We start from the raw sequence: 13,562 nt of genomic DNA, 5'->3' as shown, positions 1-13,562 counted from the left end.
CGCCGCCGGCCCCACTGTCGTATGTACGATCACATTGATCGAAAAATGTCGTTGTATACGTTGCCGTCCAGGTCGCTGCTGGTCAGCATGGCTGATGAACCGGCGGGGTGTGACGGTGAAAAGCATTCCCAACAAAATCTTGCAACAAATCGACGCGGGCGTCTTCCCACCCGTCCCGCCAGTGTCTAAGTTCACCATTGGTCCCACTAGTGGGATCGATCTTCACCGGCCCGTACCCCCGTTGGGCCGGTTCCCTCACACCGGAGGTACCACGTGCGCAAAGTCGCAGTGGGTCTGCTCGGGCTCTCACTGACGGCGACAGGCCTGGCTTTCGGCCCGTCCGCCTCGGCGGCCCCGCAGCCCAAACTGCCGACGGCCGCTCCGTCGGTCGCCGAGCCCGCTCATGCGGACCACGACCTGCCGAACCCGCTGGAAGAGAAGCGGCGCGCGCTGCGCCAGCAGGGCCTGAGCGAGGTCCTCTCTGGCAAGGTCAAGGCAGAACGGATCAACGGCAGCACCGTCGCCAAGGTCGGCCGGACCCAGGCCGACGGAGCCGCCGCCCGCACCACCGGAACGGGCGTGGTCCAGACCGAGGACCAGTACGTCGAACTCTCCCGCGAGCGCACGGACAAGATCTTCGTGATCCTCGCCGAGTTCGGTAACGAGCGGCACCCGGACTTCCCGGACAAGAACATCGACCCCGACACGGCCGGGCCGACCAAGTTTGACGGCCCGCTGCACAACGAGATCCCGGCGCCCAACCGGGCGGTGGACAACTCCACCGTCTGGCAGCCGGACTACAACGCCGACCACTACCGGCAGCTCTACTTCGGCACCAACCCGGGTGACGAGTCGCTGAAGCAGTACTACGAGGCCCAGTCCTCGGGTCGCTACAGCGTCGAGGGCGAGGTCACCGACTGGGTCAAGGTCAGGTACAACGAGGCCCGCTACGGCCGGTCCGACGACCCGATCCCGGACGACGAGCCGAAGAACCCGGCCAACGACCTGGCGGTCTGCGACAGCAACGTCTGCGACAACACCTGGGACCTGGTCCGCGACGCGGCCAACCAGTGGGTCGCCGACCAGAAGGCCGCCGGCCGCACCGACGAGGAGATCGCCGCCGACGTCCGGTCGATGGACCAGTACGACCGGTACGACTTCGACGGTGACGGCGACTTCAACGAGTCGGACGGCTACATCGACCACTTCCAGATCGTCCACTCCGGCGGTGACCAGGCCGACGGTGACCCGATCCAGGGTGAGGACGCCATCTGGAGCCACCGCTGGTACGCGTTCGCCTCGGACCAGGGCAACACCGGCCCGGAGAACTTCCCGGCCGGCGGCACCCAGATCGGCGACACCGGCGTGTGGATCGGCGACTACACCATCCAGCCGGAGAACGGCGGCCGGAGCGTCTTCTACCACGAGTACGGTCACGATCTCGGTCTGCCGGACGACTACAACGTGCTCAACGGTGGCGACAACAACAACGAGCACTGGACCCTGATGGCCCAGAGCCGGCTCGGTGCCAAGAACGACGGTGGCATCGGTGAGCGCGGCGGTGACCTCGGCGCGTGGAACAAGCTCCAGCTCGGCTGGCTCGACTACGACACCATCGGGCTGGACGAGAAGCGCACCGTGAAGCTCGGCCCGCAGGAGTACAACTCGCCGGAGGCGCAGGCCGCCGTCGTCGTGCTCCCGCCCCGGGACTACACCTTCTCCAACGGCGCGCCGTTCGCGGGCACCAAGCAGTTCTTCAGCGGTAACGAGGACGACCTGAACAGCACGATGACCCGGACGCTCGACCTGACCGGGAAGTCGTCGGCCGCCCTGACCATGAAGGGCCGCTACAGCATCGAGGCCAACTTCGACTACCTGTTCTTCGAGGCCTCGGCCGACGGCGGCAAGACCTGGGCGACCCTGCCCGGCACCGCCAACGGAAACCCGCTGAAGGAGATCTCCCCCGGGCGCTTCGCCCTGGACGGCTCCAGCGGCGGCAAGTGGGTCGACATCAACATCCCGATGAACTCCGTGGCGGGCAAGGTCGTGCAGTTCCGGCTGCGCTACCAGACCGACGGCGGCCTGTCCCGGGGCGGCTTCTACGGTGACGCGATCACCGTGACCGCCGACGGTCAGACCGTGTTCACCGACGGCGCCGAGGCGGGTGCCAACGGCTGGACCTTCACGGACAAGTTCGAGATCGTCGCGGAGACCTACACCAAGCCGTTCGCCAACTACTACATCGCCGGCACCCGTTCGTACACCTCGTACGACAAGTACCTCAAGACCGGCCCGTACTTCTTCGGCTACCAGAACACCCGCCCGGACTGGGTCGACCACTACTCCTACCAGGAGGGTCTGCTCATCTCCTACTGGAACCTGCGGTGGGACGACAACGACACGTTCGAGCACCCGGGTGAGGGTCGGAACCTGATCATCGACGCGCACCCGCGGCCGCTCTACAACCTGACCGGCGCCCCCTGGCGGGCCCGCGTCCAGGTCTACGACGCGCCGTTCAGCCTCAAGAAGGCCGACTCGTTCACGCTGCACATCAACGGCCAGGCCAACTACGTTCGTGGCCAGGCCGCGCAGCCGCTGTTCGACGACACCCAGAAGTACTGGTACGAGGAGCTGCCGAACCACGGCGTCAAGCTCCCCGCCACCGGCCGAAAGATCAAGGTCGTGTCGCAGGACGGCATCTACACCAACGTCCGCTTCAACTGATCCTTCGGTCGGAGCAACACCCGCACCACACGGCGATGCCCGGGCAGGTCACCTGCCCGGGCATCGCCCGTATCGGGAACCGGCCACGTCCCGCCCCCGCGCCGACTGCGACGAAGGCGATGCGGTGGGCCGGCGATCGGGTCCTAGGCTGTCAGCATGACCGACCAGCGCGACGGAGCCGTCGACGAGTCCTGTGTCCTCACGGAGGGGCCGTGGACGCACCGCTTCGTCGGCGCGAACGGCAGCCGGTTCCACGTCGTCGAGGCCGGCACCGGGCCGATGGTGCTCTTCCTGCACGGTTTCCCCGAGCACTGGTGGGCCTGGCACCAGATGCTGCCGGCGGTCGCCGACGCCGGGTTCCGGGCGGTCGCCGTCGATCTGCGCGGCTACGGGGCCAGCGACAAACCACCCCGGGGGTACGACGGCTACACCCTCGCCGCCGACATCGCCGGCCTGATCCGCGCGCTCGGTGAGCGGTCCGCCACAGTCGTCGGCACCGGCCTCGGCGGGATGGTGGCCTGGACGGTGGCCTCGTTCCACCCGTCCCTGGTGCGGCGACTGGTGGTGCTGGGCGCACCGCACCCGCTGCGCCTGCGGGCCGCCATCTTCGCCGACCCCCGCGGGCAGTTCGCCGCCTCCACCCCGGCGCTGAAGTTCCAGCTACCAAGGTACGAGCACGTGCTGACCCGGGACGGGGCGGCGGCCGTCGAGGACATCATGCGCCGCTGGAGCGGCCCACGCTGGGTGACGCGGCCGGACTTCGCGGCGTACGCCGAGCGGTGCCGGGAGGCGATGCGCATCCCGCAGGCCGCCTTCTGCGCGCTCGAGGGATACCGCTGGGCGTTCCGCTCGGTGCTGCGGCTGCACGGTTACCGGTTCGTCCGCCTGATGCAGAAACCGCTGGCCACCCCGACCCTGCAACTGCACGGCGCGCAGGACTCGGCCTCCCTGCCCCGGACCGCACTGGGTTCCGGCCGGTACGTCGTCGCCCCGTACGAGTGGCGACTGCTCGACGGGGTCGGGCACTTCCCGCACCTGGAGGCACCGGAGTTGGTGCTCGGCGAGGTGCTGCGGTGGACGAAGTCGTGACCGGTCAGACCCGCTGCTCCCGCAGGTCGGTGACCTCGGTGGCCGGTGCCCAGCCCTGGTAGACACCGAAGTCGAAGACCTCCAGCCGCATCGCCTCGGCGACCGGCCAACGGCCACCCGTGTACTCCACCCGCAGCCAGGCGTCGTGCTCGCCGAGCACGATGAACGGTTGCCCCTTCCAGGTGCAGGTCGTCCGCACGTACGCGAGATCCTCGATCTCGGTCGCGGGCAGCACCCGGACGTAGCGACCCGGGCGGACCTGCTCGAAGCCCTCGCCCGGTTCGGGCTGGTAGAGCCGGATGTCGTCACCGTCCGGGCTGGCCTGGTATTCCCGGCCCTGCCAGCGAGCCACGTAACCGTCGCGCATCACGCCTCACCGACCCGTCGCCAGACCACCGTGTCGGTGTCCAGTTCCGCGACCACCCGTTCGGTGCCGTCCGCACCGATGCGCCAGAGCCGTGCCCCGTGCGGCAGCCGCGCGCTGTCCACCTTGAACTCGGCCACCACGTCGCTGCTCTCGCCCGGGGCGAAGCCGTTGCCCCGGAAGGGCGGGCGCTCGATGACCCAGCCCTCCATGGCCCGCATCGCCGGCTCGTTCTGACCGCCGTAGGGGATCCGGTAGAGGCTCGGCCGGTGCGCGGGCCAGCGCAGGACGTAGATCTCCTCGGCGTCCGGGGCGAACGGGGAGCCGGGGTAGTTGAGCCCGAGCGCGTCGTGCAGCTGGGCCGGCGTGGTCAGATGGGCCAGCTCGCCGGCCCGGTGCACGAAGCCGGAGACCCTGTCGTAACCCCGGTCCAGGTAGTACGCGAGCTGACTCGGCGCGATCGCCTTCTGCATGACCGTCGGTCGGGTCGGGTCGACCGCCGCTGGCGCGTACCGGGGGCGGACCGCGGGTTCCGCGGCGGGCGGCGGGGCCTCCTGGTCCACCTCCAGGTCGTCTCCGAGCCCCACCTCGGCGGCCCAGTTGGCCAGGGCGACGATCTGTTCGCCGGGCAGCTTGGCGCCGACAGGTGTGCCCGGGTTGACGGCGAACGACCAGTCCTCGTCGGGCCAGCGCCGGATCAGTTGGGCGAACTTGACCCGTACCGTGTCGACGTCACCGTCGATGTGGTCGGCCAGGCGCTCCGGCGACGTGTAGACCACCACGTACGTCTCGCCGTCGAGTTGCGCCGTCTGCCAGACGAAGCCGGAGTCGCCGGGGCGGCTCCCCCGCGCCGAGTCCGGTGCCGCCGGCAGCAGCACCCGGGCCAGGAGCAGGGTGGACAGGAACGTGTCGGTGCTGCCGGAGCCAGCGGCGGCGAGCAGGTCCTCCTCGACCGTGTTGGCCGGCTCGAACTCGGCGGGCGCCGGCTCGGCGGGCGGCGGCTCGGCGGGCTTCCCCGTGTCGGTCACGCTGTCCGCGCCAGCCGCACCGACCAGCGTGTCGAGGGGATCGTCAGGGCGTACGCCATCGGAGCGACCGGCGTGCGGCGGAGTGTACGGAACGTACGGGCTCGGCGCGGGCCGACCCGGGACGTCCGACGAGGGCGTGAACAGGTCCGGACCGGAGGGCGACGTGCCGAACGACGGCGGGGCGGCGGACACCTCACCGAACGACGGCGGCGGGGTCGAGCCCGCGCCGAACGACGGCGGCGCGGCGGACACCTCACCGAACGACGGCGGGGCGGAAGGTGCTTCGCCGAAGGACGGCGGCGCGGAAGGCGCAGCACCGAACGACGGCGGCGCGGTCGACGTCGCATCCAACGACGGCGGAGCGGAAGGCGCAGCACCGAAGGGCGGCGGCGCGGACGTCGTCGCGCCGAACGGGGGCGGGGCGGCGTCGGCGGGGCTGGGCTCCCGGGGCGTGGCGGCCGACCCGTTGCTCCCGGTCAGGTCGGCGAGGTCGCGGGACTCGATGATGGTGCCCTCGATGACGATGGGCGTGAAGCCCCGGCGCGGCGCGGGCGGCCCGGAGACCGGTTCCGCGACAGAGGCGGGCAGGTCGTCCACCGGCTCGAACCGGCGCGACCGGTCCTGGGGAGTCGCCTGGGTCTCCTCCGCCGGCGAAGTGGGTTGGCCGGAGGGCTGGACCGGTGCGGGCTCACCGGGCACCCGGAACGCGCGGGTGGCCTCCTCCGCCAGCGGGTTGTGCCGACGCGGCGGCAGCGGCTGGGTGACCTCGTCCTCGGCGGCCGGGGCGCGCAGCCCGTGGGACGCGCCGAGGTCGCCGGCTGGCGGCCGGATCGGCCGGGTCGCGTCCGGGTCCGTCATCGGGAAGGCCCGTGTCGCGGAGTCGTCGGCGGGCGCGTCGGCCGGACGGCGCCGTGGGAAGGGCTGGCTGCCGCGAGCGAACCGGCTCGGTGGTGTCGCGCGGTCGGCCAAGCGACCGCCCGGGGCCGGCTCGGCGACCCGGTCGCGGACCGGGTTGGGCTCGAAGAAGGAGCGCCGGCCGGTCTGTTGCGGACCGCCGTTGGCGGTGGCGTCGCCCTCGCCCGGCCGCTGCGCCGCCGGCCACCCCGCCCCCGGCTGGTCGGCAGCGGGACCGTTGGATGCCAGGGGGGTGAACCGTGACGGTCGGCCGGTGCGCGGCACAGCTCCGCTGCCGGGCCGGGTCGGGCCGGTCGGATGCCGCTGGGCGGCGCCGGGCTGGTCCTCCACGCCGGATCGCCGTGACGGCTCGGCGGCGCTCGGCGTCCACGGCGTCGAGGGCGTGCCCGCCCGGGACACCGGGCCTGGCGCCGGTCCTCGGGGCGGCACCGCAGCCGGCGGCACCGCAGCCGGCGGCACCGCAGCCGGCGGCACCGCAGCCGGCGGCACCGCAGCCGGCGGGCCCACCGGGTCGGGCGCGAACGACGCCGGGGCCGTCGGCGGGGGCGATCCGGCGGCGACCGTGGTCTCCCGGTGTGCCGCGCCGGGCCGGCTGCGGGCCAGCGTCTCGGCACGTTCCAGCCGGGCGCGAGCGCCCATGGCGCGGCCGGGCAGTCGCACGTCGCCCCGGGAGAGCTGGGACACGAACCAGGCCGGCAGGTAGCCCTCGACCGGGAGACCCGGGTTGACGGCGAGCCACCACTCCTGGTTCGGCCAACCGGAGGCGAGGTCGGTGAAGGGCACGCGCCGGGTGCTGCCGGCGTTGTCGCCGAGGCAGGCCCGCAGCGCGGAGGTGGAGGTGAAGGCCAGGACATGGGTGCGACCGGCGGTCGTCCAGGTGCCCCAACCAGTGGGTGGCTGGCCGGGCTGCGCCGGGGCGGAGACCGGCAACAACACGTCGGTGCGGGACAGGAGCCGGAAGTAGAGCTCCTGGTCGTTGGCGCGCAACGCGTCGCGCATCGCCACCTCGGCCTCCGTGGCCGGCTCCCATGCGGTCACGGCCACCTCCCCTTCCGAGAACAGGCCACAGGTATCGCGTACAACCTACAAGGTGGTACCAAGATCACAATGGCTGGCCGTCGGTGGCCCGCCGAGGCGCGGGGGAGGCGATAACATCCCGTTCCGGAGCCGACACGATACGGAGGCCGTCGATGTCTCGATCGATCACGCGACCGGTTCTCGCAGGTCTGGCTGCCAGCCTGCTGACCGTGCCGGCCCTGCCGACCGTCGCCGCCGCCGGGCTCCGGGCGGCACCGACCTGCGCCACGCCGCTCGCCCCGAGCCGGCCGGTCGCGGCCACCCCGTGGCCACAGCGACGGTACGACCCCGCGCGGCTCGCGCCACTGGCCACCGGCGCCGGGGTGACCGTCGCGGTGGTCGACTCCGGGGTGGACCGGAGACACCCGCAACTGGCCGGCCGGGTGCTCCCCGGCGCTGACCTGCTCGACGCGGGCGGGGACGGCGGTTGGGACTGCGCCGGTCACGGCACCGGTGTGGCGAGCATCATCGCGGCGGCACCACGCCCCGACGTCGCCTTCCGCGGTCTGGCGCCCGGTGCCCGGATCCTGCCGGTGCGGGTCAGCGAGCAGCAGGTGGTGCAGGGGCGCGAGTCGGGGCGTACGGTCAGCGCCGCCGAGTTCGCCAGGGCCATCCGGTGGGCGGTCGACCACGGCGCCGACGTGGTGAACCTGTCCGTGGTGCTGTACGCCGACGACGCCGACGTCCGTTCGGCGGTGCGGTACGCCGTCGACCGGAACGTGGTGCTGGTGGCCGCCGCCGGCAATCTGAACGACAGCGGCAACCCCCGGCCGTTCCCCGCCAGCTACGACGGGGTGCTCGGTGTGGGAGCCATCGCCGCGGGCGGTGACCGGGCCGCCTTCTCCCAGACCGGCCCCTACGTCGACCTGGTCGCGCCGGGCAGCGAGGTGTTGACCGCCGCGCCCGGCGCGGGTCACCTCCGGGTCGAGGGCACCAGTTATGCGGCGCCGTTCGTGGCCGCCACCGCCGCGCTGCTGCGCGAGTATCGACCGGAGTTGACCGCCACCGAGGTGGCGCAGCGGATCATCACCACCGCCGATCCGGCCCCGGGAGCGGGTCGCGGCGGCGGCTACGGCGCGGGAGTGCTGAATCCGTACCGGGCGGTCACCGAGACCACAGGCGGCCAGGTGGTCGGCCGGCGACCGGTCGCCGCGCTCGCCGACGACCGCGCCGACCCGGTGCTGCTGGCTCGTCAGGCCCGCCGAGCCGCCGCGCGGGACCGGGCTCTGCTGGTCGCCACGGTGATCGGCACGGCGGTGCTGGCCGTGGCGCTGCTCGCCCTGGTGGTGCCCCGTGGCACCCGCCGCCGCTGGCGCCCCGCCGGCCAGGTCTGACCCCGACCGCCCACCACCGCGAGCATGCGGCGGTCGCGGTCGGGGCGCTGGGCCGGACACGGTCAGCGCTCCCGACCCACGACGGTCACTGGAACAGCCCGGTGTTCTTCTTCTCGGTGTCGAGATAGTCGCTGGCGGAGTCGTTCACCGCCAGCCTGATGTCGCGCAGCATCGCCTGGAGGTCCTGGGCGGCGGCGCGCCACCGTGCCTGCCGCTGCTCGTAGGCCTGCTGCGCCTCGCCGGTCCAACTCGCGACGAGCGGGGCCGCGTCGCGTTCGAGCTGGCCGAGCTGCGAGTCGAGGGTGTTGAGCGCCTTGTTGATGTCCGCGCCCGCCTGCTGCAACGCGGCGAAGTTGACAACCAGCACACCATTGTCCATCGGATTCCCCTCCCCGGTGGGATCAGAGCGGCAGTTGGATGCCGCCACGGTTGGCGCCGGCCACCCGGCTGGCCGCCTCGTCGTCGGACACGTCGTACTGCCGACCGGCCGTGCGGATCGCGCCGGCGGTCTCCCGCAGCGCCCGGTGCAGCGCCGCCTGGTCCTGTGACCACTGCTGCTTGACCTGCTCGAACGATCGGCCACCGGCACCACGCCACGCCTGCTGCAACACCTCCAGCTCGGCCAGCAGGCCGGTCAGCATGGACTGCAACGACTGGTCCACCTGCTCGAACTTCGCGGCAGTCTGCTGCATCACCGCGGCTTCTGCCTTGGTTTGGGACACCCGGACGTCACCCCGTCTCTCTGATCGCACCTGGCCGTCAACGCGGCCGCTCTGGGGCCGCGTCGTCGCTTGGCCCGGTCGACGAGCACTGAGACGCGGGTCAGCGAAGGACTTCGTGGCTGACGGTAGCTACCTCATTGCGTTTCTGCTACCCCAACCGGCTCCCCTGTGGACAACGGGGCAGCCATCGGTCGCTTACGATGTGCCGCAGCCATGTCGCGACGCGTGACGGGCCGCCGACGAACACGGCGGCACGCCCGGCACGTCCCCACCGGTCGAGGAGGCGCGGTGCCGGCGATGACCACCGGAGAGCCACCTCCGGCGACCGCGCTCGGGCCCCGGGTGGACGCAACCGCACCGGTGACCGGGCCGGCCCGGCCGGCCGGCCACGGCCTCGGCTCCGCCGGCCCACGTCCCGCCCGGCGCCGGTCGCTCACCGACCTCCGCGCCTGGCTGGGCCGCGAAGCTGGCGTCCGGGTCCGCGCCGGCCAACTTGTCACCACGCAGGTCGCGGCGGCGCTCGTCCTGGCCACCCTCGGCCGGCCCGCGCCGGTCGTCACGGCGGCCGCGCTGGTGGGTGCGCTGCTGCTGGCGGTCTGCTGGGTACCGGTCCGGGGTCGATGGCTCTACGAATGGACCGGCACCGCCATCGGGCACCTCACCCGCCGGCGGGCGCTGACCGGGCCAGCCGGAGCGGCCGAGTTGCTCGACCTGGTCGCCCCGGGCACCGTCGTCCGCTCGACGGAGTTGCCGGGCGGGCCGGCGGCCGTGCTGGAGGACACCGCCGGCCTGGTGGCGCTGCTCGAGGTGGGCGATCCCGGCGACCTGCTCGGCGACGCGGCCCGGGCGATACCCGCCCCGACCGCCCTGCTGCCGGCGGCCGGGCCGGACCAGCCGCCACTGCTCGTCCAACTGCTACTCGCCGGGGGACCTGCCCCGGTGCCCGGGGCGGCCGGGACGGTCGGCACGTCGTACCGCCAACTGGCCGACGGCCGGCTCGCCGGGCGGGAACGGGCGGTGGTCGCGGTCCGGGTGCTGCGGGTGGACGGCTGGTCCGAGGAGGACCTGCGCCGCGTGCTCGCCGGCACGGTACGCCGGATCGTCCGCCGGCTCAGCTCGCTGGCCGCGCGACCGCTCGGCGAGCCAGCGGCGCTACGGGTCCTGGCCGAGCTGGCCCACCACGAGGGCGAGCCGATCCGGGAGTTTTGGTCGACGCTGCGATCCGGCGAGCTGCTCCAGGCCACCTTCCGGCTGGTCCAGTGGCCGGACGCGGGCGCCACCGCCGGTCACCGACTGGCGGCCCGGCTCCTGGTGCTGCCGGCCACCGCGACCACCGTGTCGATCACAGCGGGCCCGTCGTCGGCCACCGGCGCGTCGGCCGCGCCGACCGAGATGACCGTACGCCTGGCCGCCGGGACGACGACCGAGCTGGCCACTGCCACCGAGGCGCTGCTCCGCCTGGTGACCGACCTCGGCGGCCGGCTGCGTCGGCTCGACGGCGCACACCTGGGTGGGTTGGCTGGCACGCTGCCGCTGGCGTCGATCACGCCCGGGGCGCAGCCCCACCCGATGGACGACTGGGAGCTGTCGCTGGGCACGGCGGGGCTGATGGTCGGCACCAACCGGCACGGCGCGGCCGTCACCGTACGCCTGTTCCGACCGGAGAGCACCCGGGTGCTGCTCGTCGGTGGCGTACGCGCGGCGCAGCTGGTCGCCCTGCGCGCCCTGGCTGTCGGCGCGCTGGTGGTGGTGCAGACAGCGCGGCCGCGGGTCTGGGAGCCCTTCGTACGCGGGGTCGGCGCGCCGGGTCTGACGATCCCGTTGCTCCCACCCGGCCGGTCCGTCGCCGAGAGTGTGGGCACCGCCCTTCGGCCGCTGCTGCTCGTCGTCGACGCCGGGCCGGTGCCGGCCGACGCCGAGCCGGGACCGCCGTGGCGGGCCACGATGGTGCTCCGTGACGAGCTGACCTCGGCGGACGTGGACGCGTTGAGCCGCGCCGATCTGGCGGTGCTCCAGCCGCTGACCGCCGCCGAGGCCAGCCTGGCCGGTACGGCCCTGGGGTTGGGCGGCTCGGCCGAGTGGTTGACCCGGATCCGGGACGACATGGTGGCAGTGGTCAACCGGCGTGCGCTCCGGTGGGTCCTGCTCTCTCCCACGCCGATCGAGTCGCAACTGGTCGGACGCCCGGCGCGCGGCTGATCCACACTGGCGGGCGGCCGCGGGTTACGCCGGTGGCCGCCGCGTGGCACGATCCCCGCCATGGGTTTTCTGAAGGGTCTGCTGATCAGGCTGGCCAGCACAGCTCTGGCGTTCTGGCTGGCCACGCTCCTCATCCCGGGCATCTCGCTGGATTCGAACTCGGCCACCGAGACGGTGACCACGCTGCTCCTGGTGGCGGTCATCTTCGGTGTGGTCAACGCGGTGCTGCAGCCGGTCATCAAGACCGTCGGCTGCGGCTTCTACCTGCTGACCCTCGGCCTCATCGCGCTGGTGGTGAACGGGTTGCTGTTCCTGCTCACCAGTTGGATCGCGGATCAGGCCGGCCTGCCGTTCTCGGTGGACGGATTCTGGCCCGCCGCGGTGCTCGGCGCCCTCTTCGTGAGCATCGTGACCTGGCTCCTCGGCGCCATCCTCGACCGGGACTGACCGACCGCCGGCCGGTGCCGCCCCGGGCCGCCCAGGCCGTCACGACGACGGGCGGGCCCGGGCCGGCCGGGGACCAGAGTTCGGGAATTGGCTGCCCGCTGTGACCACCCCGGCGGTTAGCGTCGCCGTATGTTCTCCCTCACCCGCGCTGACGGGCACCTGCTGAGCACCGACCCGGAGCGGATCGACCTCGACCTGGTCCACCGGTGGCTGTCCACCGACGCCTACTGGGCGCTCGGTCGGGCCCGGGAGACCACCGCCCGGGCATTCGCGGGCTCGCTGCCGTTCGGCGTCTACCGGCCGGAGGACGGCCGCCAGGTCGCGGTGGCCCGGGTGGTCACCGACGGCGCCACCTTCGCCTGGCTCTGCGACGTGTACGTCGACCGCCCCGCCCGCGGCAACGGCCTGGGTGGCTGGTTGGCCGCGGCGGCCCGCGACCACCTGGCCGAGCTGGGCGTACGCCGGATCCTGCTGATCACCAACGACGCGCACCAGGTGTACGAGCGGGTCGGCTTCACGCCGCTGGACGCGCCGCAGAAGTGGATGCAGTTCGACAAGCGGCCTCCGGTGACCCCGATCACCGGAAAGGAACAAGATAACGAAATGCCCCTTACGGTGGAGGCGTGACACCACTCCGCCTGGGATATCTCTACGGCCTCGGCGCGTACCTGCTCTGGGGTTTCTTTCCGCTCTACTTCAAGCTGCTGCGGCCGTCCGGGCCGCTGGAGATCCTGGCTCACCGGGTCGTCTGGTCGGTGGTGTTCGTGGCACTGCTGTTGGGCGCGCTGCGTAACGTCGGCTTCCTGCGGGCGCTGCTGCGCCGACCCTGGGCGCTCGCCGGGATCGTCACCGCCGCCGCGCTGATCGCTGTCAACTGGGGCACCTACATCTACGGCGTCAGCTCTGAGCGGGTGGTGGAGACAGCGCTCGGCTACTTCATCAATCCGCTGGTCGTGGTGCTGCTCGGGGTGACGGTGCTCCGGGAACGGTTGCGCCCCGCCCAGTGGGTGGCGCTGGGGATCGGCGCGGCAGCGGTGGCGGTGCTCGCCGTCGACTACGGCCGGCCACCCTGGCTGGCGTTGACCCTGGCGTTCAGCTTCGCCGGCTACGGGCTGGTCAAGAAGCGGCTCGGCCTACCCGCCGCGGAGGGACTCTTCGTCGAGTCGGCGGTGCTGGCGCTGCCGGCGCTCGGTTACCTCGGCTGGCTGACCGCCCTGGGCGACCTGACCTTCGGACACGTCTCGGCCGCGCACACCGCGCTGCTGGTGCTGGCCGGCGTGGCAACGGCGATCCCGCTGCTCATGTTCGCCGGCGCGGCCAACCGGCTGCCGCTGAGCGGCCTCGGCATGATCCAGTACCTGGCGCCGATCCTCCAGCTCGCCTGCGGCGTGCTGATCTTTCACGAGCCGATGCCACCGGCCCGCCTCGCCGGCTTCGCGCTGGTCTGGCTGGCTCTGGTGGTCTTCACGTTCGACGCCGTCCGCACCTCGCGCCACACCCGCGCCGAGTCGCGCGCCCGCGAGCTGGCCGTCCCCGCTCCCACACCCTGAACCCCGCTCCCCCGGGAAGCCCGGACCTGGAACCCCCGAGCCCCAAGGCCCAACCCCGCAAGCCCGAACCCCGAACCCCAAGGCCCGAACCCCAAACCCCAAGGCCCGAACCC

Annotated in this window: 11 protein-coding genes; 7 read left to right on the top strand and 4 right to left on the bottom strand. The window is 72.6% G+C overall.

Annotated elements, in window-relative coordinates; all coding sequences use genetic code 11:
- Positions 1 to 288 precede the first annotated feature (288 nt).
- Both O7634_RS11365 and O7634_RS11360 read left to right on the top strand, forming a co-directional pair.
- Positions 289 to 2,724, top strand: coding sequence for an immune inhibitor A domain-containing protein (locus tag O7634_RS11365; protein WP_278153940.1), 2,436 nt, complete (start codon positions 289 to 291; stop codon positions 2,722 to 2,724).
- 156 nt (positions 2,725 to 2,880) lie between these two features.
- Positions 2,881 to 3,813, top strand: a complete 933-nt coding sequence (locus O7634_RS11360) for an alpha/beta hydrolase (RefSeq protein WP_278150096.1) — start codon at positions 2,881 to 2,883, stop codon at positions 3,811 to 3,813.
- 4 nt (positions 3,814 to 3,817) lie between these two features.
- Here the strand turns inward: O7634_RS11360 and O7634_RS11355 are convergent, their stop codons facing one another.
- Positions 3,818 to 4,183: a hypothetical protein gene (locus O7634_RS11355; protein WP_278150095.1), complete on the bottom strand. Its 366-nt coding sequence runs from the start codon at positions 4,181 to 4,183 to the stop codon at positions 3,818 to 3,820.
- Complete coding sequence (locus tag O7634_RS11350) at positions 4,180 to 7,158, bottom strand: SseB family protein (protein ID WP_278150094.1); 2,979 nt, start codon at positions 7,156 to 7,158, stop codon at positions 4,180 to 4,182. The genes O7634_RS11355 and O7634_RS11350 overlap by 4 nt, the downstream gene beginning before the upstream one ends.
- Before the next feature lie 152 nt (positions 7,159 to 7,310).
- Here O7634_RS11350 and mycP point away from each other — a divergent pair, with 152 nt between their 5' ends.
- The gene (mycP, locus tag O7634_RS11345) at positions 7,311 to 8,531 is read left to right on the top strand and encodes a type VII secretion-associated serine protease mycosin (protein ID WP_278150093.1); all 1,221 of its coding nucleotides are present in this window, start codon (positions 7,311 to 7,313) and stop codon (positions 8,529 to 8,531) included.
- A gap of 85 nt (positions 8,532 to 8,616) precedes the next feature.
- Here mycP and O7634_RS11340 read toward each other — a convergent pair whose 3' ends face one another.
- Positions 8,617 to 8,910 (bottom strand): WXG100 family type VII secretion target, encoded by a 294-nt coding sequence (locus tag O7634_RS11340; RefSeq protein ID WP_278150092.1) that lies wholly within the window; start codon positions 8,908 to 8,910, stop codon positions 8,617 to 8,619.
- Positions 8,911 to 8,932: 22 nt separating this feature from the next.
- Entirely contained in the window at positions 8,933 to 9,253 is a 321-nt protein-coding gene (locus O7634_RS11335) for a WXG100 family type VII secretion target (protein WP_278150091.1), read from the bottom strand.
- Positions 9,254 to 9,550: 297 nt separating this feature from the next.
- Here O7634_RS11335 and eccE point away from each other — a divergent pair, with 297 nt between their 5' ends.
- The 4 genes from eccE (at position 9,551) to rarD (ending at position 13,449) form a co-directional block, all read left to right on the top strand.
- A complete protein-coding gene (eccE, locus tag O7634_RS11330) occupies positions 9,551 to 11,452 on the top strand; it encodes a type VII secretion protein EccE (RefSeq protein WP_278150090.1) in 1,902 nt (633 codons plus the stop codon).
- Between the two features lie 60 nt (positions 11,453 to 11,512).
- On the top strand, positions 11,513 to 11,899 hold the full coding sequence (locus O7634_RS11325; RefSeq protein ID WP_278150089.1) for a phage holin family protein: 387 nt from the start codon (positions 11,513 to 11,515) through the stop codon (positions 11,897 to 11,899).
- A gap of 129 nt (positions 11,900 to 12,028) precedes the next feature.
- Positions 12,029 to 12,526 carry a GNAT family N-acetyltransferase gene (locus tag O7634_RS11320; protein ID WP_278150088.1) on the top strand — a complete coding sequence of 166 codons (498 nt, stop codon included), beginning with the start codon at positions 12,029 to 12,031 and terminating at the stop codon, positions 12,524 to 12,526.
- Positions 12,523 to 13,449: an EamA family transporter RarD gene (gene rarD, locus O7634_RS11315; RefSeq protein ID WP_278150087.1), complete on the top strand. Its 927-nt coding sequence runs from the start codon at positions 12,523 to 12,525 to the stop codon at positions 13,447 to 13,449. Before O7634_RS11320 ends, rarD begins: the two co-directional genes overlap by 4 nt.
- Positions 13,450 to 13,562: the final 113 nt, after the last annotated feature.

Origin of the sequence: Micromonospora sp. WMMD1120, from assembly GCF_029626235.1 — a bacterium.
Taxonomy (GTDB): domain Bacteria; phylum Actinomycetota; class Actinomycetes; order Mycobacteriales; family Micromonosporaceae; genus Micromonospora.
Note: the sequence above shows the minus strand (reverse complement) of the source record. Positions and strands in the feature narration are given on the sequence as shown.